Here is a 21,867-nt window from a genome sequence, read left to right on the forward strand (position 1 = left end):
GAAAAACCCCGCCCGAAGGGGGCGGGGCCGTGTTTCCGGATCGCGGAGCGATCAGAAGGTGGTGGACAGTTTGACGCCGATTGCAATGGCACTGTTGTCGCTGAAATCCGCGCCCGCGCCGCTGGTCGTGGCATCGCCGATCATCAGGTAACGCACCCCGCCGCTGATCTCGGTTCCGTTGCCAAGGTCATAGGCAGCACCGATCTGCAGGCTGAGGTAGCCGTCGGTCGGGGACAGGTCGGTGACCGGGTCGCCCACGGTCTTTTCGTAGCCGATGGCGACAGAGCCGGACAGCTGATCCGAGAACCGCCGTCCGACACCAAGGCTGTAGGTGATCGTGTCCTGATCGTAGGACAACAGCGGGTTGGCGGGATAGCCGAAGGGGTTCAGTTCGGTCACGGTCCAGTCCACCCAGCGGATCGAGCCGAACAGCAGCGTGTTGGCGGCGATGCCGGTCTGGAAATCAAGGTTGACGGATTGCGGCAGCGTGGCTTCGGTCGACGGGACCGGGCCAAGCGCAGGGGTGGTCAGCGTGGTCGGCAGCGACACGTCGATGGCCGAGCTGTAGGTCAGGGCCACGCGCAGGGCGATTTCCGGTTTCTCATAGGCGCCGCCGATGACATAGCCGGTGCCCGTCGCATTCGAGAAATCCGCCGCATAATCGACGCCGGGGCCGTTGGTCGGGTCGTTGACCGCGACATTGCCGCCGATGCTGAGCATCCGAAGGCCACCGTGCACGCTGAAGGCGTTATTCAGCTTGTAGCGGCCAAGCGCGGTGAAGGACATCGAGGTCACTTCGGCCGCCGTTTCATAGAGCGCATAGCCCGGGTCGGCATAATCGACCGACGCGCCGAACGGCTGGTCCATGATCAGTGCAAACGACAGCGCATCGTTCACGTCGGTTTTGACCGCAAAGCCAATCTGGCTGTAGGCCGGCGCCACATTGCCAGAACCCGCAAGACCGGTAAACGACGGGTTGGGGCCAACCCCGGTGACGCTTGGCGTGACGTAGCCAAAGCTGAGTTCCGCATGGTTGCCGTCTTCGAAAATCGCGCCGATCCCCTGGCCGGATCGGTCAAGACCACCGGCCTGCGCCAGCGTGGTCGTCATCAACAGGGCTGCACTGCCCGCCAGAAACTTGTTCATTGTTGTCCTCCCGTCGCACGGGTTGTGGCCCATGCTGTTCCTCTCCTGCGCGAACACTAGGGATGGAGCCGTTTTTCGGTCAATTCTTTACGCAACGTCAGGTTGGGTGAAGCGCCGTAGCGTCACAAAAATGTCCCGCGCGTTAACCTTTTGCCGCCCGGACGTTGATCCAGTTGGCGGCAAAGATGACGGCCGCGCCGACGAAGACCAGCGCGTCGATCGGCTCGGCGTAGACCAGCATTCCGATGATCGCGATCAGCGGCAGGCGAGCAAAGTCGAAGGGCATGACAAAGGACGCCGGGGCAAGGCGCAGCGCCGTGGTAAGGCAGAAATGCGCGAGCAACCCGGCGCATCCGATCAGGAACAACCATGGCGCAGTCGCGGCGGACGGAAACATGAAATCCCCATCGTAACCCGCTGCAATCGCGCCGAAAATGGCTTGCAGGACTGTGAGATAAACAAGGATACCGGTGATGGTTTCGGTGCGCGTCAGGCGGCGCGTCAGCACAGCCGTCAGCCCGAACCCGACCGCCGAAAGGGCCGCCGCCCCCAATCCCCAGGACAGCGCGTCGGGGCTGGGCCTTGCCACGATCAGGATACCGACGAAGCCAAGCGCCGCGGCGATGGCGCCGGTTCGGGTGATCCGTTCGCCCAGAACCAGCGGGGCCAGCAGGATTGCCCAGATCGGCGTGGTGAATTCCAGCGCAAAGACCTGCGCCAGCGGGATCGCGGTCAGGGCATAGAACCAAAGGTTCTGACCCGAGAAATGTGCAAGGTTTCTAACAAGATGCAACCCGAACTTCGCACGGCTGACCTGTCCCAGAGTACCCGCATAGCCCGCGACCGAAAAGACGATCACGATCCCGACGCAGGACCGGTAGAACATGATCTCGAAGGTATCGAGCTCGAACGAGACCGCGCGCCCGGCCACGGCCATCGAGGTGAACGAGACGATGGCCCCGATCATCCAGAAGGCCGCGCGGATGTGCGGCGCCATGATCAATCGTCCGTTTCAGAGATCTGGTAGTCGCGCGGAATGCCCGCGCTGACCTTGGCCCAGTCGGAGGACCCGGCGCGGGCCTGATGGGCGTCAAACGCGGCCCGGTCGGTGAACAGTTCCGCAACCATGAACCGGCCCGTGACGCTGTCGCTTTCGACCACATTGAATTCGATGCAACCCGGCTCGGCCCGTGTCAGGGAGATATGCGTGGGCAGGGCGGCACGGATGTCGTCCAGCCGCTCTGCCGGCACGTCGATATGTCCCGTCAGCCGGATCATTCGAGTTCGATCGTCCCCGGCGGTTTCGAGGTGCAGTCGTAGAACACGCGGTTCACGCCTTTCACCTCATTGATGATCCGGGTGGAGGTTTCTCCAAGGAATTCATGGGTGAAGGGGTAATAGTCGGCGGTCATCCCGTCGACAGAGGTCACGGCCCGCAGCCCGATGGCATAGTCATAGGTCCGCCCGTCGCCCATCACGCCCACGGTCCGCATCGGCAGGATCGCAGCGAAGGCCTGCCAGATCTCGTCATACAGCCCGTGCTTGCGGATCTGGTCGATATAGACCGCATCGGCTTGGCGCAAGATGTCCAGCTTTTCACGGGTAATCTCGCCGGGACAACGGATGGCAAGGCCGGGGCCGGGGAAGGGGTGACGCCCGATGAAATGGTCGGGCAGACCCAGTTCGCGGCCCAATGCGCGCACCTCGTCCTTGAACAGCCCGCGCAGCGGCTCGACCAGTTTCAGCCCCATCTTTTCCGGCAACCCGCCGACATTATGGTGCGATTTGATCGTGACCGAGGGGCCGCCCGAGAAGCTGACGCTTTCGATCACATCGGGGTAGAGCGTGCCCTGTGCGAGGAATTCGGCGCCTTCGATCGTATCTGCGTATTTCTGGAACACGTCGATGAACAGCTTGCCGATGGTCTTGCGCTTCACCTCAGGGTCGCTGACCCCCTCCAACTCTCCCAGGAACAGGTCGGATTCGTCGGCGTGGATCAGGTTCAGGTTGTAGTTGTCGCGGAACATCGCGACGACCTGTTCGGCCTCGTTCAAGCGCAGCAGGCCGTGGTCCACGAAGACGCAGGTCAGCTGATCGCCGATCGCCTCGTGCAGCAGGATGCCGGTGACAGAGCTGTCGACGCCGCCGGACAGGGCGCAGATCACCTGCTTGTCTCCAACCTGTGCGCGGATCGTTTCGATCATTTCCTCGCGGTAGGCGCCCATGGTCCAGTCGCCGGAGAATCCCGCAAGACGCACGAAGTTTTCATAAAGCTTCGCGCCGTTCGGGGTGTGGTGCACCTCGGGGTGGAACTGAACCGCAAAGAAGTTGCGCGCGGGATCGGCGGTGATGGCGAAGGGCGCGCCGGGCGAGGTGCCGAAGACCTCGAACCCGGGGGCGATTTTCGACACGTGGTCACCGTGGCTCATCCAGACCTGTTCGCGCCCGCCGTCGAACCAGCCCTCAAGAAGCGGCAGCTTGGCATCGGTCGGGGTGACATAGGCGCGGCCGAATTCGGCGGTGCCATGGCCCGATTCCACAAGGCCGCCAAGGCATTGCATCATGACCTGCTGGCCATAGCAGATGCCCAGAATCGGCACCCCAAGGTCGAACACCGTTTCCGGTGGCCTGGGCGACCCGTCGCGGGTGACGCTGTCGGGCCCGCCCGAGAAGATCACCGCCTTTGGCGCAAATTCGGCCAGGAAGGCGTCGGTGACGTTCTGGTAGGGGTGGATTTCGCAATAGACGTTCAGCTCGCGCAGGCGCCGCGCAATCAGCTGCGTGACCTGGCTGCCGAAGTCGATGATAAGCAGTTTTTCGTGGGACATGCTGGACATGCCGCCTGATAGGCTTGACCCGCGATTTGCGCAAGCCCTTCGCGTGACGGGGCGGCACGGCGCGGTCTGACCCGTCAATGTCGCTTTTGCCCCTAGCAGGACGCAATTCAAGCACAGGGGTTTGGCTGTGCGGCGTATCAGCATCCCACATACCTTACGGAGGGAATCAAGATGTCGGATGTTGCAGCTGCTGGTGGTGGTCGTCGCACACGGGGTGGTGGCGGCGCAGCCCGCCGGGCCGAACGGTCCGCGGTCAGTGTCGAAACCGCGAAATATATCGAACGCAACATCCCCAACCTTGATATCCTGCACCCCGAAGCGGTGGAGATCATCGAAGCCAACGCCGAATTGATCCTGGAAGAGATCGGCGTCAACTTCGTTGAAAATCCCGCCGCGCTTGAGCGCTGGCGCGAGGCCGGGGCCGATGTGGATGGCGAACGCGTCCGCCTGCCCAAGGGGCTTGCCCGCGAGCTGATCAAGACCGCCCCGTCGGAATTCACACAATACGCCCGCAACCCGGAGCGCAACGTGGTCATCGGCGGCCGGAACCTTGTTCTTGCCCCGGTCTACGGCCCTCCCTTCGTCCGCGACATGGACGGCGGCCGCCGCTATGCCACGATCGAGGATTTCCAGAAGTTCGTGAAACTGGGCTATATGTCCAAGTGGCTGCACCATTCGGGCGGCACGGTCTGTGAACCGACCGACGTTCCGGTGAACAAGCGCCACCTTGATATGCTGCTGGCCCACATGACCCTGTCCGACAAGCCCTTCATGGGGTCGGTGACCGAGCCCAGCCGGGCGCAGGATTCGGTCGATATGGCGTCGATCCTGTTCGGGGCGGATTTCGTCCAGAACAACACGGTGATGACCTCGCTGATCAACATCAACTCGCCCATGACCTTTGACGGGATCATGATGGGCGCGTTGGAAGTCTTTGCCGCGAACAATCAGGCGTCGATCATTTCGCCCTTCATCGTCGGTGGCGCCATGGCGCCCGTGTCGGTGACCGGCACCCTGACCCAGACGCTGGCCGAGGTTCTGGCCGGGGTCGCCTATAGCCAGTTGGTCCGCAAGGGTGCGCCGGTGATTGCCGGCACCTTCGTGACCTCGATCGACATGAACTCTGGCGCGCCGACCTTCGGCACGCCGGAAGCCAGCCAGATCACCTATGGCATGGGTCAGATCGTGCGCCGCCTTGGGCTGCCCTACCGGTCGGCCGGGTCGTTCACCGGCTCGAAGCTGCCCGACGCGCAGGCCGCCTATGAAACCGCGAACAGCCTGAACATGGGCCTTCTGTCCGGCGTGAACTTCATGCTGCACGCCTGCGGCTGGCTGGAAGGGGGCCTTGTGTCCAGCTTCGAGAAATTCGTGATGGACGCCGACCAGTTGGGCACCCTGCACAAGATGGCCGAGGGTGTGAAGTTTGACGAAAACGCGCAGGCTCTGGACGCGATCCGCGAAGTGGGACCGGGCGGCCATTACCTTGGCTGCGCCCACACGCAGGCCAACTTCAAGACCTCGTTCTGGCGCTCCGACCTGCTGGACTACAAGCCCTTCGAACAGTGGGACGAAGAGGGCGCGCGCGATACGATGACCCTTGCCAACCTGCGCGTGAAGAAGCTGCTGGAGCAATACCAGAAGCCGGCGCTGGACGCAGGCATCGAAGAGGCGTTGAACGCCTATGTGGCGGAAAAGAAAGCGTCGATGCCCGATGCCTTCATGTGATCCAGACTGACCATCGGGGCGCCTTCGGGCGCCCCTTTCATGTTGCAGGTCAGGCGCGGGTCACGGCGCGCAGAATGCGGGCCTCGCCCATGATCGCGATCAGCACCTCGACATGGCGGGCTATGGAATAATCAGCACGGTCCTCGCGCCGTTTTGTGTCCAGTTCGCGCTCAAGCTCCAGAAGATGAAGAATCGCCTCGCCCGGGCGGGGCGGTGCCGGGCGACGCAGAATTCGGCCCAGATGCTGATCCCGGCTGTAGTCATCCACCCCGATCCGGGCCGACTGAACAAGGAGTTTGGGCCGGTTCAGCTGGCCGACGAGTCCGAGAATATCTAGCATGGTGCCCCCTTTGGCTTAACGAATTTGTTCGAAAAGTGACACAACTATGGCGTGTGTTGCGCCATCGACGATTCCAGCGAACGCAATCGTTACGGGCGTTTAGACTTTCTAAACCATGCTGATCCATGGCTGCCCTGTTAAGGTTTAGGTAAGAAAATCAACTTTAGGTTGTTACCGGTACCAGAAAGGTGCTGCCGGATGCTGGGTCCGACCAAGGGGGTAACGGATGGCTGCCGAAGATCGGCTTTCTGTCGTGGTGCGCATGCCCGATTGGGTTCCGCACGCGGCCCTGAATTACCTTGTCCATACCGAAATGGGCCTGTCGATCCGTGCGCTCGCGCGGGCGTCGGATTGTCATGCCTCGACCATTCTCAGGCAGGTGCGGCGTTATGAAAACCGGCGCGACGATCCGCTGGTCGATGATGCCCTGCGACGGTTGTCCCGGCACGTTCCCAAACCATCGGACCAAGGCGAGGAGGCGGCCCAACCCATGACGATAGATATCCGCAGGTCGGCGATCGGGGTCGATGACAAACCGTCAGAGGCCCGGATTGCCGCCGAGGGGCTGCGCATCCTGCGCCGTCTGTGCGAAACCGGTGCGGTTCTTGCGGTGGGCCGGGACATGGATACCGCCGTGGTCGTGCGCGACGTGCCCGGCGGCGACACGACCCGGACTGCGACCGTCGGCTGCGACGTGGCACAGGCCATGGCGCTGCGCGAATGGATCGCCTGCGCCGAGCCGGGCGCGCGGGTGGTCCGTTACCGCATCACCAACACCGGACGCGCCGAGTTGAAGAAACTGATGGCGGCGGACGAAAACCGCGCGGTGCAGGGGTTCTCCGAGGCGCGCGCCGAATTTCGCGGCCGTGCCGCCGAGATCGAGGATCTTGCCGGGGACGATGGCCTTGATGGGCGCGGAATGCGCTACACCCTTGGGGAAAGCCCGCTGATCGGCCTGTCCCGCCGCCGCGACAAGGATGGCCAGCCGTTCCTGACCCGGGATCTGGTGGCGGCCGGGGAACGGCTGCGCGAAGATTTCGAACTGGCCAGCATGGGCCCCAAGGTGACAACCGACTGGACACGGTTCCTGACCGGACCGTCCCGTGGTGTTGGCGGCGGCGGGCAGGGCGGTGCAGAGGCCGCCCATGGGCGCGTCGCCGCGGCGCTGGCCGATCTTGGACCGGGGCTGGGCGACGTGGTGCTGCGCTGTTGTTGCTTTCTTGAAGGGCTGGAACAGGCCGAAAAGAAACTGGGCTGGGCGGCGCGATCCGGAAAGATCGTGCTGCGCATTGCCCTGCAACGGTTGCGCAGACATTACGAGGAAACCCAAGGGAAATACGGGCCGAAGATCGGCTAGGCGCGTCCGGTTTGATCCCAGCGCAGCCCGGCCTTGCACCGGGCCGCGTTGCCTTGGGCCGCGCTTGGGATTATGTGGGGGGAAACGCCGGCCGGAGGAGCCCCCATGCGTGACCTGAAAATCCCAGAGCAGCGCCACCCCGAAAAGGCGCATCGCCCGGACAATCCGCAACCGCGCAAGCCGGAGTGGATCAGGGTTAAGGCCCCGACCAGTCAGGGGTATAAGGAAACCCACCGCATCATGCGCGAGCATAAGCTGGTGACGGTCTGCGAAGAGGCGGGCTGTCCCAACGCCGGCGAATGCTGGAGCCAGGGTCACGCCACCATGATGATCATGGGCGAGATCTGCACCCGTGGCTGCACCTTCTGCAATATCGCCACCGGCCGCCCCGATGCGCTGGACCAGTTCGAGCCGGGCCGCGTGGCCGATGCGGTGCAGAAGCTGGGGCTGAACCATGTGGTGATCACGTCGGTAGACCGGGACGATCTGCAAGATGGCGGGGCCGAACATTTCGCCCAGACGATCCGCGCCGTCCGTCACCGCAGCCCGAACACCACAATCGAAATCCTCACGCCCGATTTCCTGAAATGCGATCCTTCGGTTCTGGAAACCGTGGTCGCGGCGAAGCCGGATGTGTTCAACCACAACCTTGAAACCGTCCCGGGCCTTTATCCCGAGGTGCGCCCGGGTGCCCGCTATTTCCATTCGCTGCGCCTGCTACAGCGGGTCAAGGAACTGGACCCGACCATGTTCACCAAGTCGGGGATCATGGTGGGGCTGGGCGAGGATCGTCAGGCCGTGATGCAGGTGATGGACGACATGCGTGCCGCCGACATCGATTTCCTGACGATCGGCCAATACCTGCAACCCACGCCCAAGCATCACGCCGTTGAACGGTTCGTCCATCCGGATGAATTCAAAGCCTATGAAAAGGCCGCCTACGGCAAGGGGTTCCTGATGGTGTCGGCCACGCCGCTGACCCGCTCCAGCTATCACGCAGGGAACGATTTCGCCCGCCTGCGCGAAAACCGGATGAACAAGCTGGGCCGCGCCTAGCCCGCGATCGGGAAACTGGTCTGGATTTGCAGGGTTCCGTTGATCCCGGCGACCGCCTTGACGAAGCCGCGCACGGCATAGCCCTGCGTGTGCGTCGATCCCGCACCCATCCGGCCCGCGTTGTTGCGTCCAAGATGCCCCGCGCCGCCGCCCTTGTCGCTGTCGTCATGGGCGCTGGAAATCTTGTATTTCCGGTGCGGTAGCGGCGCTTCCATGACGCAATCCTTTTCCCCGATTTCCAGCCGTTGCAGCGCGATCTGGCCCTGCATCGAATTCAGGATCTCGGTCGTCGCGGAAACCTGATCGTCAAAGGTCCAATAGGTGCCGGTGGTCCGGGGTTCGCCGGGCGTGTTCACCCGCGCGCGCTGGTCCAGAAAACTTGCCCCGCCGTGCACGCTTGCGTGGGCCGGGGCCGGGGACCGTTGGGTTCGTCCCCCCGGGCCGACACCTGTCATCATCCGGTTGCCGCCGTAAATTTGCAGCATCCCGCGGACTTCCATTTCAGTATATCGTTTGCGATAGCTGGCCATCTGACCCTCCCCCTTGGCGTCGCCTATTTCCGAAAATCGCACCCTTTTCGGGATCGTTACCCGGACAGGGTGATCCCCTCGCCGCTGCAAGGCAAGGTTTTTCCGGTCGGGGGACGGATCAGTTGCCGATGGGGGGCACGATCTTGAGGTAGGCCGCGATTGCCTCTCGGTCAGAGCGGGGCAGTTGCGCAGTGTTCTGAACAACCTCGAACATCTCGCCCCCGGCGCTGTCGAAATCGGGGGTAAAGCCGCTGGTCAGATATTCGACGATTTCCGCTTCGGACCATGACAGCGCGGCAGGGGTGATATTTGGCACCCGGCCGTCCTTGCCCGGGATCGGCGCGCCTGCCAGCCAGCGGTCGGTCTGAAGCCCACCCAGCGCATTGCGCGGTGTGTGGCATTCGGCGCAATGGCCCATCGCCTCGACAAGGTAGCGGCCCCGCTGTTGTGTCTCGGTCAGATCGCCGTCCAGCACCCAGTCGTCCGAGGCAAACAGCATCTTCCAACCACCCAGCGCCGCCCGGATATTGAACGGGAATCCCACGTCATGCGGGCGGTTTTCCGCGTCCGAGGCGGGCAGGGTCATCAGATAGGCGTGAAGATCGGCGATGTCCTGCGCCTGCATCCGGGAATAGGACCCATAGGGGAACGCGGGGAAATAGTGCCGGTTGTCCGGAGAGGTGCCGTGGCGCAGCGCGTCGGCGAGGTTCAGAACGGTCCAGTCCCCGGTTCCGACCGGGCCGGGGCTGATGTTGGGGGCGTAGAAGGTGCCGAACGGGCTGGCAAAACCCCGCCCCCCGGACAGGACCCGCCGCGCTTCGCCCTCGGCCTCGGGCGCGGCGTGGCACGAGGCGCAGCCCGTCGCCGCGAAGACCAGCGCCCCACGCTCTACATCCCCGGTCAGCCGGTCAAACTCTGCCGGGTCCACATGGCGGGGCCGGGTGAGATAAAGGCCGACCGCCGCGACAACCACGGCAGCACCGGCCAGATAGGCAACGGTCTTTCGAAAGCGCATCAGGGCCCCCGGAACGGTTTGGGCCGAAGGCACGGGTCCGCGCCTTCGGCTGTCAGGTCGATAGGAACCGGATCAGTTGTCCGACTGGCGATAGTTCTGGTGGCAGGCGCCGCAGGCCCCGCCCAGCGCCTGCATCGCGCCTTGCAGGGATTCAAGCCCACCACCCGCCGCGGCTTCCATCGCGGCCGAGGCTTCGACCAGCGCGGCCCCGCGTGCCATGACGCCCGGCAGGTCGTCCCAGATCGCCGGCAGCGCCTTGGTGCCGTCCACGCTGGCGTTGTCGGACCCGGCGGGCCAATAGGTCATCTGGTTCAGCTGGGACAGCGCCGCAAGGTTCGACGCGGCAGCCGAGGCCAGATCGGCGTCATAGTCAATCCGGCCCTGCGCCATGCCGCCAAGCACACCGATGTTATGGGCATACAGCTGCATATGCGCCTGACGCGCCTTGATGGCCCCGGCAATTGCCGGATCAACATGGCTTTCGGCAGTCGCGGTGCTTGTCAGGGCAAGGGTCGCGGCAGTCAGTGCGATGCCAGCGGAAAGTGCAAGGGTTCTCATGGCTACTCCACAGGGTTGAGAAATCGATTGATTTTTGGATGGTATCTGTGCCCTGAATAAAAGCCATTCGGAAATTTTGCGTAGAGGTGGACGAAAAATGCACAGGAGCAACTGGGACGACCTACGGTTCGTTCTGGCGGTTGCCGAAACCGGGTCCGTCAGCGCGGCGGCCCGGGCATTGGGAGTGAATCACGCCACGGTTCTTCGCCGCATAGCGGGGTTCGAGGAGCGTGTCGGCGCCCCGGTTTTCGACCGGACGGCGCAGGGCTACCGCGTGCCCGCCGACAAGCTTCGGGTGATCGAGGCCGCCCGCGAAGTGCAGAATGCGATCATGAACGTCGACCGGTTGCTGCGCGGGGCGGATGCGCAATTGTCGGGGGTGGTGCGCATCACCTCGACCGATACATTTTGCACAACGGTCTTGCCGCCCATCGTTCACGACCTGATGGCCGAAGCGCCGGGACTGGCGATCGAGTTGCATTGCACCAATGCCCATCTGGACCTGTCCAGGCTTCACGCGGATATCAGCGTCAGGCCCGCGCTGAAGCTTGCGGATGATCTGGTTGGCGATCCGGCGGGGCAGATGGGGTTGGCCCCCTATACGGCCGCGGGCGCCGACACGCAGAAATGGCTGGGGCTGACCGGGGCGCTGTCGCGGTCGCGCGCGGCGGACTGGATGGCAGCCAATGTCGGTCCCGAGGACATCACCAGTGGCGCCGACAGTTTCATGGTCCTGTGCGAAATGGTCGCCGCCGGGCTGGGGCGCGGGTTTCTGCCCTGCGTGTTGGGCGAGGGTGATCGGCGCCTGCGCCGCTTGCCCGAAGAGATCGCCCCGGTTCAGGTCGTGCCGCTGTGGGTCGCCAGCCATATTGATCTGGCGCAGGCCCCGCGGCTACGCGGCGTGCGGGCGCGGCTAGCCGAGGCGCTGGCCGCCGAAAGCGACTGGATGCTGGGGCAGGGGCCTAGGCGTCCTCGGTGAACCGGACCTTGCCGATGAAGGGCAGGTTGCGGTTGCGCTGCGCATAGTCGATGCCATAGCCGACGACAAATTCGTCGGGGATTTCAAAGCCGGTCCAATCCGCCTTGACTTCCACCTCGCGCCGGCTGGGTTTGTCCAAGAGCGCGATCGACCGCAGCTTGTGCGGTTTGCGGGCATTCAGCAGGCCCAGCACGTGTTTCATGGTGAACCCGGTATCGACGATATCTTCGACCACCAGAACGTCACGGCCTTCGATGCCGCCGCGCAGATCCTTTAGGATGCGGACCTCGCGGCTGGTTTCCATGGCGTCGCCGTAGGACGACGCCTCAAGGAAATCGACCTCGACGTTCAGGTCCAGTTCACGCACCAGATCGGCGATGAACACGAATGACCCGCGCAGCAGGCCCACCACGACCAGCTTCTCGGTTCCCTTGAAATCCCGCTTGATGTCCTTGGCGAGGTCTTCGATCCGGGCGGCGATCGACTTGGCAGAGATCATTTCGTCGATCACGTAGGGGCGTTGCGACATTTCAGGGCAATCCTTGGTCTTTGGGTTGATTTCCGTCCGCCAGTCTACGACATCAGGGGGCAAAGTCACCAGAGCAGTTGGACGCATGCCCGCGCATTCCGAAACGAAATTCCTGCCCTACGGGCCCGCCCAGATGTATGATCTGGTGGGGGATGTGGCCTCCTATCCGAAGTTTCTGCCGTGGACGGCGGCGGCGCGTATCCGGTCGGTGACGGACCACGGCGATCACGCGGTAATGCTGGCCGACCTCGTGGTGTCCTTCAAGGTGTTCCGCGAAAGCTTTGGCAGCCGGGTGACCCTCTGGCCCGGCCAGCGGCGGATTGACACCGAATATATCGACGGCCCCTTCAAGTTCCTGAATTCGACATGGACCTTCACCGAGGCTCCGGGCGGCTGCGAGGTCCATTTCGCGGTGGATTTCGAGTTTCGCAATCGGCTGTTGCAGGGGGCAGCAGGGCTGTTCTTCAACGAAGCGATGCACCGGATCGTCGCCGCCTTCGAAGGGCGGGCGAAAGAGCTGTATGGGTGATGCTTGGTCCCAGATCGTGAGGACCTGATCCGGCAAAGTCAGGCTAGGATGTCTGATCTCCGGAATAGCAGGCGATATGGACGAACCAGTCGCGCGAAATTTCATCGCGCACAAACTGACCGTCAATCTCAGCCCGCCGGGCAAGGAAACGCCGGGTAATCTGGCCCCGCCATTCGTAGACGAACAGATTTTCGGTCAGCAGGACAATGTGATAAGTGTTCGAAAACCAGTCTTCGGTTGTCGAGAGCAAATCGAACGTCTGCCGATCGAAGGTGGCGACCACCTCGCCATGATGCGTGATGGTCGTCCTGTCTGTTTCCCAGTTTCCGATATAGACGAGGTGGTCCTTTCCTTCCTGCATGAAGATGGTTCCGGACCTGCCATTCGAACAGTTCACGGTGTGGAAGGTATAGGGATCGACAATATTGTCCCCCTCGCCGATCCAATGGCCGACAATAAGTTCCTTGGTCTCGGGCAGGGAATGTTGTTCGGATCTCGCGCTATCGAAAGGCAGGCAAGCGAAGATCACGGAAGAGGCGATGGCGCCGAGAAATTTGTTGGGAAACATTGGCTTACGATAATCGATTGATACTTGAAACGGGTGGTGCGCTGACTGCGAGCCATACTGGTCCGTTTCCGCGTCTGTGAATCATAGGTTTCGGGGTTCGGTCTGGCAAGGACCAGAGCGCACTGCCAAGGTGCAGGAAACCGGCGATACCACATTGCCCCGATCCCTTGTGTTCCCTTTGCGATCTCTGTCTCTTGCGGCTGCAATCGTCGCGCCTATTCTCGGCGCCGGGAGGACTCGCCAATGTCCATGGAATCCAAGCTATCCGAATTCACCCTTGCCCCCCTGACGGGGGCGGATGACGCCCGCGCGATGATGCGCCTGTCCCTGTTCGACTGGGCCGCCTGCGGCTTGGCAGGCGTGGCAGAGCCGCTGGCCGCGATCCTGCGCGACAAGGCATTGGCCGAGGGCGGTGCGCCGCAGGCAACGCTGTTCGGCGGCGGCCGCGTTCCGGCGCGTGCGGCGGCGCAGGTCAATGGCGCGGTGAGCCATGCGCTCGACTACGACGACACCCATTTCGCCCATATCGGCCATACCTCGGTCGGGGTGGTGCCTGCGGCGCTGGCCGTCGCGGAACGGGAGGGGGCGGATATGGCGGGGCTTGTCGATGCCGCGCTGATCGGGTCCGAAGGCGCGGTCAGGGTGGGGGTCTGGCTGGGCCGCAACCACTATGAAACCGGGTTCCATCAGACAGCCACCGCCGGGGCCTTTGGCGCGACCATGGCGGCGGCGCGGCTGATCGGGCGGGACAGGGCCGATATGGCGCTGGGTCTCGCCTCGACCCGCGCGGCGGGGCTGAAATCGCAGTTCGGCACCATGGGCAAACCGTGGAACGCGGGGCTTGCGGCGGAAACGGGGGTAGAGGCCGCGACGCTTGCCGCGCTTGGGTTCACGTCGAACCCATCGGGTCTGTCGGGTGTGCAGGGGTTCGGCCCGACCCATCACGGCGCGGCAGAGGAAGAGGCGCTGGAAGGTCTTGGGCAGGTCTGGCTGTTCCCGCAGGTCAGCCACAAGTTCCACGCCTGTTGCCACGGGCTGCACGCCACGATCGAGGCGCTGGGATCGCTTGACCTGACCGCGGCGCAAGTGGACCGGGTGGAGGTGCGCACCCATCCCCGCTGGCTGAGGGTCTGCAACAAACCCGCCCCGCAGACCGGGCTGGAGGCCAAGTTTTCTTATGCCCATGTGGTGGCGATGGTGCTGGCCGGGGTCGAGACTTCGGCGATCCGGAATTTCAGCGATGCACTGGCGCAGCGGGCCGATCTGGTGGCGATCCGGGGTAGGGTGACCGTCGTGCCCGACAGCACGCTGTCGGAAATGCAGGCGGTCGTGACGGCGACCCTGACAGATGGCACGGCGCGGACCGCCCGGCATGACCTTGACGCGCCGATCAGCCTGGAGGCACGCGGGGACAAGCTGCGCCGCAAGGCTGCGGGCCTTTTGGGGGCTGACCGGGCCGATGCGCTGTGGGCGGCGAGCATGGGCGATGATCTTGCGGGTTTTGCCGGGCTGCTGGCGGGGGGCTGATTTTGTCCCGGGTGTGCCACCCGGGCCCAGACAGTGGGAAACCTGCCGCAGACATGAAAACGGGGGCCGCGCTGGCCCCCGTTTCCTATTCCGTCCTGTCCAGCGTTCACGAGGTAAAGTCGTAGCCCCGTTCGCCGTGCACCGACAGGTCAAGCCCGTTGGTTTCGGTCTCAAGGTCGACGCGCAGCGGGGTGATCGCCTTAACCACCAGAACCAGCACGACCGACACCACCACGGTGAAGACACCGACAATCGCAAGGCTGCCCAGTTGCGCGGCCCAGCTGCCCGCGCCGAAGACGGCGATCATGATCGTGCCGAAGATGCCGCCGACGCCGTGCACCGCGAAGACATCCAGCGTGTCGTCGATCTTCAGCCGGTCGCGGATCAGGTTCACCGCTTCCTGGCAGAGGACGCCCGCGACCGAGCCAATGATCAGCGCCGCGACCGGGCCGACAAAGCCCGAAGCCGGGGTGATCGAGGCAAGCCCGGCGATGGTCCCGGTGACAAGACCGACAAGCGAGGCGCGGCCGAACTTGATCTTTTCCCACAGTGCCCAGGTCAGCGAGGCGGCAGCGGCCGAGATATGGGTGACAGTCATCGCCATGGCGGCCCCGCCATCGGCGGCAAGCTGCGATCCGCCATTGAAGCCGAACCAGCCGACCCACAGCATCGCGGCCCCGATCATCACCATGCCGGGGTTATGCGGCGGGGTGGTCCGGTTCTTGCGCGGCCCAAGGAAGAAGGCAATCACCAGCGCCGCAAGACCGGCGGTCTCGTGGACGACGATGCCGCCCGCAAAGTCCCGCACGCCGGTGTCCCCGAAGATGCCGCCGTCGGCCAGAAAGCCACCGCCCCAGATCCAATGGGCAACGGGCGCATAGCACAGCAGCATCCAAAGCGCCGAGAAGGTCAGGACAAAGCCAAAGCCGACCCGTTCTACATAGGCGCCGACGATCAGCGCCGGCGTGATGATGGCGAATGTCATCTGGAAGGCGAAGAACAGCACCTCTGGCAGGGTGCCCGATACGGTGTCGGCATCGACCCCGTTCAGGAACATCTTGCCCAAGCCGCCCCAGATGGCGTTGCCGTCGCCAAATGCGATGGAATAGCCCGCGACCAGCCACAGGATGCTCATCAAACAGGCGATGGCAAAGACGTGCATGAAGACGCTCAGCACGTTGCGCGCCCGCACCAGCCCGCCGTAGAACAGCGCCAGCCCCGGCAATGTCATGAAGAGGACCAGCGCCGTTGCGACGATGATCCAGGCGGTATCCGCTCCGTTCATTTCCCTTCCTTTCCCGTATTTGGGTGTTTTGCGGGCAAGAAACGGGATGCGGCCGCCAAATAAAGCGGCAACGAGCGGCGGGGTTGCAGAAAAACCGGGCAAAACCGAAACTGCCCGATTTTTGGGCAGATTGCGGGGGCGTCGCCCATGAGGCAGGCAGCGCGTGATTTGTCAGGACAGTGCCGTCAAAAGCAGGGCCAGCGCATGATCGACGGTCGCCGCGCGGACCTGATCCCGGCCGATGGCCCCGAATTCGACGGTTTCGGTGACGGTGCCGGACGGGCTGGCAAGGCCGAAACAGACCCGCCCTTCGGGCTTGTGTTCCGATCCGCCCGGACCCGCGATCCCGGTGACTGACACGGCCAGCGCGGCGTTGGATCGCGCCAAGGCCCCGTCCGCCATTTCGCGAGCGATTTCCTCGGACACGGCGCCGAACTGGTCGAGCGTTTCCGGGCGGATGCCCAGCATCTCGATCTTGGCGGCGTTGGAATAGGTGATGAACCCGCGGTCCACCACGTCGGACGATCCTGGAACGGCGGTCAGCGCCCCGGCGATCAGCCCGCCGGTGCAGCTTTCGGCGGTGGCGATCATCAGGCCGCGGGCGCGCGCGGCGTCCAGAACCTTGGCCGCCTCGGTCATCGCATCAACAGCCCGTGGGACAGCGCCGCCAGCCCAATGGTCACAAGCGCGGCGAAGATCCCGGCGATCACATCATCCAGCATCACGCCCAGCGCATCGCCGCGCCGGTCGGCCCAGCCCACGGGGCCGGGTTTCCAGATGTCGAACAGCCGGAACAGGACAAATGCCGCGATCCAGCCAGGGTAGAGCGCCAGAAGGCTGACATTCATCATGTCCGCGCCGTAGATGACCGGCAGCAGGGCGATCCACTGGCCCGCGACCTCGTCAATCACGATCTCGGACGGGTCGTGGTCCTCCTTGCCGGCGGTTTCGGCCTGCGTGGCCCAAAGGCCCGCGACAAAGACAAGGACGGTGGCGACGACAAAGCCCCAGACCCCGAACAGGGTTGCCACGGCCCAGCCGACGGGCAGGGCGGCCAGCGACCCCCAGGTGCCCGGTGCGGGCCGCAGGTATCCGGCATAGAAGAACGTCGCGATGATCCGGGTCATGTTTTCACCAATGTTGCGGTTGCGATGGCGGCGATCCCCTCGCCACGTCCGGTAAATCCCAGCTTTTCCGAGGTGGTGGCCTTGACGCTGATCCGGTCCGGGTCCAGCCCCATGATCCGGGCCATTTCCTGTTTCATGGCAAGGGCATGGGGGCCGATCTTCGGGGTTTCACAGATCAGGGTGCAATCAGCATGGGTGATCGCAAAGCCCCGGTCCCGCGCAAGGGCGCAGGCATGTTCAAGAAAGATATGGCTGGCCGCGCCTTTCCATTGCGGATCGGAGGGCGGGAAATGCTGGCCGATGTCCCCGTCACCCAGCGCGCCGTAGATCGCATCGGTCACCGCATGCATCCCGACATCCGCATCGGAATGCCCCTTCAGCCCGTGGTCATGTGGAATATCGACGCCGCAGAGCGTGACATGGTCGCCGGGCCCGAAGGCGTGCACGTCGAACCCGTTGCCGGTGCGTATATCCATGGTTTGCCCCAATATGGCCTCGGCCCGCGCGAAATCGGCGGGGGTGGTGATTTTCAGGTTGCGTTCATCGCCCTCGACGATGCGGACGGGGATACCGGCGGCGCGGGCCACGGCCACATCATCGGTGGCGCTGCCGTCCTGTGCGGCAAGGGCGGCGCGGAACGGCGCAAGGTGGAACCCCTGGGGGGTCTGGGCCCGGTAAAGGCCGCTGCGGTCCTGAATGCCCGCGACCGAGGCACCAGCCCCGGACCAGAGCGTGTCAGTCACCGGTAGCGCGGGGGCGGCGCCCGGCCCGTCGTCCAGCGCGCCCAGCACCCTGTCGATCACCTCGGGCGGAAGGCAACAGCGCGCGGCATCGTGGATCAGCACGCGGTCGGCCTCGGTCTGGGCCAGCCCGGCCTTGACCGAAAGGGACCGGGTCGCCCCGCCGATCGCGATTTTCGCCCGCGCTGTCAGGTTCAGCCGTTCGGCCCAACCCATGTCATCGGCTGAGACCACAAGCACGATCTCGTCCACGCGCGGATGCGCCTCGAAGATCCCCAGCGTATGTTCGACGACCGTGCGGCCAGCCACGGCGCGCCACTGCTTTGGCGGGCCGTCCCCCGCGCGGGTTCCACGCCCGGCGGCGACGATGATGGCGGCTGTGGTCATTGTGGTCCGTCGATTGCCTTTGCCCCGTTCCTAGGGCCAAGGGGCAGGCGGCGCAAATGGCGATTTGTCGGGCTGATTTGCACAAAAAATAAGCGAACCGTGAATATTGCACAAAAATTCACGCCCATTTCGTTGTCTTGCCCGCTGCGCCCGCGTATTTCAGGGGCGAAATAGCTGAAAAGACCCTGCCTTGACCGACGCCCTGATTCCCCTTGGCCCCCTGACGCTGACGCCGCCCGTCGCGCTGGCCCCGCTTGCGGGGGTCACGGACCTGCCGTTCCGGCAATTGGTCAGCCGCTTCGGGGCGGGCTGGGTGGTGTCGGAAATGGTCGCAAGCCAGGAAATGGTGCAGGCGAAACCCGGGGTGCGGGAACGGGCCGAACTGGGGTTTGACCAGCAGAACACCGCCGTGCAGTTGGCGGGACGCGAAGCCACCTGGATGGCCGAGGCCGCCCGCATCGTCGAGGCCAATGGCGCAAGTTTCATCGACATCAACATGGGCTGTCCGGCCAAGAAGGTGACCAACGGATATTCCGGATCGGCCCTGATGAAAGACCTCGACCATGCGCTGACCCTGATCGAGGCGGTGGTCGGCGCGGTCAGCATCCCGGTCACGCTGAAAACCCGGCTGGGCTGGGACGATGCCCTGATGAACGCCGCCGATCTGGCCCGCCGGGCCGAGGCCGCGGGGATTTCGATGATCACCATCCACGGCCGGACCCGTTGTCAGTTCTACAAGGGCAGCGCCGATTGGGCCGCGATCCGGGCCGTACGCGAGTCGGTGACCATCCCGGTGATCGCCAATGGCGACATCGTGGACAGCGGGTCCGCGGGCGAGGCGCTGCGGGCCTCGGGCGCGGACGGGGTGATGATCGGGCGCGGGGCGCAGGGGCGGCCATGGCTGCTGGCACAGGTGGCGCATGACCTGTTCGACGGCCCGGCACCCCGGATCCCGGCGCCGGCCGAGTTTACCGACATGGTCTGCGGCCATTACGAGGCCTCGGTCGCCTTCTACGGTGTGGAACTGGGGACCAAGGTCATTCGCAAACATCTGGGATGGTACATGGACGACGCGGGCACACCGGCACCGCTGCGCAAGGCGGTATTGACCGAAACCGATCCGGCGCGGGTCCTGCGCCTGTTGCCGGGGGCGCTTGAGGCTTGGGAAAGGGCGGCGGCATGATCGTTGACAACGCGCTGTGGAATTCGCTTCCGGTGCCGGCGCTGCTGCTGGGGCCGGATGACGTGATCATCGATTCCAATCCGGCGGCGGAAAGTTTTCTGAACCTTTCGGCGAAGTCGCTGGTCGGGTCGAACATCTGGGAAAAGGTGATGATCGACGCGCCGCTGGAGGAACCCTATGCCCGGGCGCGCGATTTCAGTTCCTCCCTTTTCGTCAACGATGTCGATGTCGGCTCGGGCGAGCGGGCGCCGATGCAATGCAACATCCAGTTCGCGCCCCTGCAGGGGCAGGACGGGGTGATGCTGATGATGATTTCGCCGCGCGAAATCGCCAGCCGGATGACCCAGAACAGCCATTCGGGCAAGGCCGCGAAATCGGCCATCGGCATGGCCGAGATGCTGGCCCATGAAATCAAGAACCCTCTGGCGGGGATCACCGGCGCGGCCCAGCTTCTGTCGATGGGCCTGCCCACTGAAGATCAGGAAATGACCGACCTGATCGTCGATGAATGCCGCCGGATCGTTAAGCTGCTGGAACAGGTCGAACAGTTCGGCAACCTGCGCCCGCCGCTGTTGAAGCCGGTGAACATACACGACGTGCTGGACCGGGCGCGACAGTCGGCTTCGGTCGGAGTGGCGGCGCATATGATGTTCATCGAGGATTATGACCCCTCGTTGCCGCATACGCTGGCGGACTCGGACCAGCTGCTTCAGGTGGTGCTGAACCTGATCAAGAACGCGGCAGAGGCGGGTGGACCGGGCGGGTCGATCCGGCTGCGCACCTTCTATGACGCCTCGCTGCGGGTGCGCCGGATGGATGGCACCCACGCGCGATTGCCGCTGCAGATCGAAGTGGTGGACGACGGGCCGGGCCTGCCCCCCGATATCGCCGCCGATGTGTTCGAACCCTTCGTGTCGGGCCGCGAAAACGGAACCGGGCTGGGGCTGGCGCTGGTGTCGAAACTGGTGGGCGACGTGGGTGGCTGGATCTCGGTGGATTCGGTCCCCGGCAAGACCGTGTTCCGCATTTCCCTGCCGCTGGCCCCGAAAGAAACCAATGATGACGGGAAGGAAGACAGCTGATGGATGGCACCGTTCTTGTTGCGGATGATGACCGCACGATCCGCACCGTTCTGACACAGGCCCTGACCCGGGCGGGCTGCAAGGTCCATGCCACCGCGTCCATGGTGACGCTGATGCGCTGGGTGGAAGAGGGCAAGGGCGATTTGGTGATCTCGGACGTGGTCATGCCCGATGGCAACGGGCTGGAACAGCTGCCCCATATCGCCGAGGCGCGGCCGGGCCTGCCGGTGATCGTGATTTCGGCCCAGAACAACATCATGACGGCGATTCAGGCGGCCGAGGCCGAGGCCTATGATTATCTGCCCAAACCGTTCGACCTGCCCGACCTGATGAAACGGGCCGCCCGCGCGCTGGAGGTCAAGCGACGCGCGCCCAGCCGCAGGGCGGACGGGCAGGCGCAGGACACCGATCTGCCGCTGGTGGGCAGGACCCCGGCGATGCAGGGGCTGTACCGTCTTGTCGCGCGGGTGATGAACACGCAGCTGTCGGTCCTTGTCACCGGCGAAAGCGGCACGGGCAAGTCCCTGATCGCCAAGGCGATCCACGATTTTTCGGACCGGCGCAACCTGCCCTTTGTCGTGGTCAGTCCCGCCGATCTGGACGGGATGGATGGCCCGTCGGCGGTCATGGCGCGGGCAAGGGGCGGGTCGCTTCTGTTTGACGAGGTCGGCGATCTGGACGAGGTGGCGCAGGCCCGGGTCGTGCGGATGCTGGATGCCCAGCCCGAAAATGGCCCGCGGATCATGGCGACCAGCCGCGGCGACCTGACCCGGCTGATGGAGGCGGGCCAGTTCCGGGAAGACCTTTTCTATCGCCTTGGCGGGGTCACGATCGACGTGCCGTCGTTGCGCGAACGGGTGGATGACATCCCGCTTCTGGCGGAACACTTTCTGATCAAGGCGGAAAAGGACGGGATGCCGTTGCGCCGCCTGTCGGACGAGGCGCAGGACGTGGCCCGCGCCTACAGCTGGCCCGGGAACGTGCGCCAATTGGAAAACGCCATGCGGCGGTTGGTGGCGACCGCCTCGGAAGAGATTATCACCCGGTCGGAGATGGAAGCGGTCCTGATGAACCAGCCCGCGGCGGAACCGCTGCGCGGCGGATCGGACGGGGACAAGCTTTCGGCCTCGGTCGCGCGGCACCTGCGCCGCTATTTCGACCTGCATGGCGGGATGTTGCCGCCGCCGGGCCTGTATCAACGGATCCTGCGCGAGGTTGAGACCCCGCTGATCGAGATCGCGCTGGACGCGACAGGCGGAAATCAGGCAAAATGCGCGGACCTTCTGGGCATCAACCGCAATACCCTGCGCAAGAAGATCACCGAGTTGGATATTGAGGTGACACGCCGCCGCAAATTGATGTAAAAC

Annotated in this window: 23 protein-coding genes; 9 read left to right on the forward strand and 14 right to left on the reverse strand. The window is 64.2% G+C overall.

Annotated elements, in window-relative coordinates; translation table 11 throughout:
• Nucleotides 1–51: 51 nt before the first annotated feature.
• The 4 genes from EU803_RS06510 to guaA all read right to left on the reverse strand — a co-directional run bounded on the left by EU803_RS06510 (nt 52) and on the right by guaA (nt 3,983).
• Nucleotides 52–1,146: an outer membrane protein transport protein gene (locus EU803_RS06510; protein WP_129680981.1), complete on the reverse strand. Its 1,095-nt coding sequence runs from the start codon at nt 1,144–1,146 to the stop codon at nt 52–54.
• Nucleotides 1,147–1,288: 142 nt separating this feature from the next.
• Nucleotides 1,289–2,143 (reverse strand): DMT family transporter, encoded by an 855-nt coding sequence (locus EU803_RS06515; RefSeq protein WP_129680983.1) that lies wholly within the window; start codon nt 2,141–2,143, stop codon nt 1,289–1,291.
• Nucleotides 2,144–2,145: 2 nt separating this feature from the next.
• Nucleotides 2,146–2,424 (reverse strand): antibiotic biosynthesis monooxygenase, encoded by a 279-nt coding sequence (locus EU803_RS06520; protein WP_129680985.1) that lies wholly within the window; start codon nt 2,422–2,424, stop codon nt 2,146–2,148.
• Nucleotides 2,421–3,983 (reverse strand): glutamine-hydrolyzing GMP synthase, encoded by a 1,563-nt coding sequence (guaA, locus tag EU803_RS06525; RefSeq protein WP_129680987.1) that lies wholly within the window; start codon nt 3,981–3,983, stop codon nt 2,421–2,423. The genes EU803_RS06520 and guaA overlap by 4 nt, the downstream gene beginning before the upstream one ends.
• A 171-nt stretch (nt 3,984–4,154) precedes the next feature.
• Here guaA and EU803_RS06530 point away from each other — a divergent pair, with 171 nt between their 5' ends.
• The gene (locus EU803_RS06530; RefSeq protein ID WP_129680989.1) at nt 4,155–5,708 is read left to right on the forward strand and encodes a trimethylamine methyltransferase family protein; all 1,554 of its coding nucleotides are present in this window, start codon (nt 4,155–4,157) and stop codon (nt 5,706–5,708) included.
• A gap of 49 nt (nt 5,709–5,757) precedes the next feature.
• On the opposite strand, the gene EU803_RS06535 is transcribed toward EU803_RS06530, so the two are convergent.
• On the reverse strand, nt 5,758–6,048 hold the full coding sequence (locus tag EU803_RS06535; RefSeq protein ID WP_129680990.1) for a DUF6477 family protein: 291 nt from the start codon (nt 6,046–6,048) through the stop codon (nt 5,758–5,760).
• A 226-nt stretch (nt 6,049–6,274) separates the two neighbouring features.
• Here EU803_RS06535 and EU803_RS06540 point away from each other — a divergent pair, with 226 nt between their 5' ends.
• Both EU803_RS06540 and lipA read left to right on the forward strand, forming a co-directional pair.
• The gene (locus tag EU803_RS06540) at nt 6,275–7,405 is read left to right on the forward strand and encodes a DUF6456 domain-containing protein (protein ID WP_242494294.1); all 1,131 of its coding nucleotides are present in this window, start codon (nt 6,275–6,277) and stop codon (nt 7,403–7,405) included.
• Nucleotides 7,406–7,510: 105 nt separating this feature from the next.
• A complete protein-coding gene (lipA, locus tag EU803_RS06545; protein WP_129680992.1) occupies nt 7,511–8,461 on the forward strand; it encodes a lipoyl synthase in 951 nt (316 codons plus the stop codon).
• Here lipA and EU803_RS06550 read toward each other — a convergent pair.
• The 3 genes from EU803_RS06550 to EU803_RS06560 form a co-directional block, all read right to left on the reverse strand.
• Nucleotides 8,458–8,991, reverse strand: a complete 534-nt coding sequence (locus tag EU803_RS06550; RefSeq protein WP_129680994.1) for a hypothetical protein — start codon at nt 8,989–8,991, stop codon at nt 8,458–8,460. The genes lipA and EU803_RS06550 overlap by 4 nt on opposite strands.
• Nucleotides 8,992–9,109: 118 nt before the next feature.
• Nucleotides 9,110–10,006 carry a cytochrome c gene (locus EU803_RS06555; RefSeq protein WP_129680996.1) on the reverse strand — a complete coding sequence of 299 codons (897 nt, stop codon included), beginning with the start codon at nt 10,004–10,006 and terminating at the stop codon, nt 9,110–9,112.
• Nucleotides 10,007–10,078: 72 nt separating this feature from the next.
• Nucleotides 10,079–10,564 carry a cytochrome c gene (locus EU803_RS06560; protein ID WP_129680998.1) on the reverse strand — a complete coding sequence of 162 codons (486 nt, stop codon included), beginning with the start codon at nt 10,562–10,564 and terminating at the stop codon, nt 10,079–10,081.
• A 97-nt stretch (nt 10,565–10,661) separates the two neighbouring features.
• Between EU803_RS06560 and EU803_RS06565 the strand changes: the two genes are divergently transcribed.
• Nucleotides 10,662–11,543: a LysR family transcriptional regulator gene (locus EU803_RS06565; protein ID WP_129681000.1), complete on the forward strand. Its 882-nt coding sequence runs from the start codon at nt 10,662–10,664 to the stop codon at nt 11,541–11,543.
• Here the strand turns inward: EU803_RS06565 and hpt are convergent.
• Nucleotides 11,527–12,072: a hypoxanthine phosphoribosyltransferase gene (hpt, locus tag EU803_RS06570; RefSeq protein ID WP_129681002.1), complete on the reverse strand. Its 546-nt coding sequence runs from the start codon at nt 12,070–12,072 to the stop codon at nt 11,527–11,529. The two genes, EU803_RS06565 and hpt, sit on opposite strands and share 17 nt — an antisense overlap.
• A gap of 85 nt (nt 12,073–12,157) precedes the next feature.
• Here hpt and EU803_RS06575 point away from each other — a divergent pair, with 85 nt between their 5' ends.
• Nucleotides 12,158–12,601 carry a type II toxin-antitoxin system RatA family toxin gene (locus tag EU803_RS06575; protein WP_129681004.1) on the forward strand — a complete coding sequence of 148 codons (444 nt, stop codon included), beginning with the start codon at nt 12,158–12,160 and terminating at the stop codon, nt 12,599–12,601.
• A gap of 43 nt (nt 12,602–12,644) precedes the next feature.
• On the opposite strand, the gene EU803_RS06580 is transcribed toward EU803_RS06575, so the two are convergent.
• The gene (locus tag EU803_RS06580; protein ID WP_129681006.1) at nt 12,645–13,169 is read right to left on the reverse strand and encodes a hypothetical protein; all 525 of its coding nucleotides are present in this window, start codon (nt 13,167–13,169) and stop codon (nt 12,645–12,647) included.
• Nucleotides 13,170–13,412: 243 nt separating this feature from the next.
• On the opposite strand from EU803_RS06580, the gene EU803_RS06585 reads away from it, so the two are divergent.
• Nucleotides 13,413–14,696 carry an MmgE/PrpD family protein gene (locus EU803_RS06585; protein ID WP_129681008.1) on the forward strand — a complete coding sequence of 428 codons (1,284 nt, stop codon included), beginning with the start codon at nt 13,413–13,415 and terminating at the stop codon, nt 14,694–14,696.
• A 106-nt stretch (nt 14,697–14,802) separates the two neighbouring features.
• Here the strand turns inward: EU803_RS06585 and EU803_RS06590 are convergent, their stop codons facing one another.
• From EU803_RS06590 to EU803_RS06605, 4 genes are all read right to left on the reverse strand, one after another.
• Entirely contained in the window at nt 14,803–15,981 is a 1,179-nt protein-coding gene (locus EU803_RS06590) for an ammonium transporter (protein WP_129681010.1), read from the reverse strand.
• Nucleotides 15,982–16,152: 171 nt separating this feature from the next.
• Nucleotides 16,153–16,620, reverse strand: a complete 468-nt coding sequence (locus EU803_RS06595; RefSeq protein WP_129681012.1) for a CinA family protein — start codon at nt 16,618–16,620, stop codon at nt 16,153–16,155.
• Nucleotides 16,617–17,108, reverse strand: a complete 492-nt coding sequence (locus EU803_RS06600; protein WP_129681014.1) for a phosphatidylglycerophosphatase A — start codon at nt 17,106–17,108, stop codon at nt 16,617–16,619. The genes EU803_RS06595 and EU803_RS06600 overlap by 4 nt, the downstream gene beginning before the upstream one ends.
• Entirely contained in the window at nt 17,105–18,235 is a 1,131-nt protein-coding gene (locus EU803_RS06605) for a bifunctional 2-C-methyl-D-erythritol 4-phosphate cytidylyltransferase/2-C-methyl-D-erythritol 2,4-cyclodiphosphate synthase (protein ID WP_129681016.1), read from the reverse strand. The genes EU803_RS06600 and EU803_RS06605 overlap by 4 nt, the downstream gene beginning before the upstream one ends.
• A 190-nt stretch (nt 18,236–18,425) precedes the next feature.
• Between EU803_RS06605 and dusB the strand changes: the two genes are divergently transcribed.
• The 3 genes from dusB to EU803_RS06620 are packed head-to-tail and all read left to right on the forward strand — an operon-like array spanning nt 18,426 to nt 21,864.
• Nucleotides 18,426–19,418, forward strand: coding sequence for a tRNA dihydrouridine synthase DusB (dusB, locus tag EU803_RS06610; RefSeq protein WP_242494295.1), 993 nt, complete (start codon nt 18,426–18,428; stop codon nt 19,416–19,418).
• Entirely contained in the window at nt 19,415–20,500 is a 1,086-nt protein-coding gene (locus tag EU803_RS06615; protein ID WP_129681018.1) for an ATP-binding protein, read from the forward strand. Before dusB ends, EU803_RS06615 begins: the two co-directional genes overlap by 4 nt.
• Nucleotides 20,500–21,864, forward strand: a complete 1,365-nt coding sequence (locus tag EU803_RS06620; protein ID WP_165352791.1) for a response regulator — start codon at nt 20,500–20,502, stop codon at nt 21,862–21,864. The genes EU803_RS06615 and EU803_RS06620 overlap by 1 nt, the downstream gene beginning before the upstream one ends.
• Nucleotides 21,865–21,867: the final 3 nt, after the last annotated feature.

Source organism: Loktanella sp. IMCC34160, from assembly GCF_004145845.1.
Classification (GTDB): Bacteria; Pseudomonadota; Alphaproteobacteria; order Rhodobacterales; family Rhodobacteraceae; genus SELP01.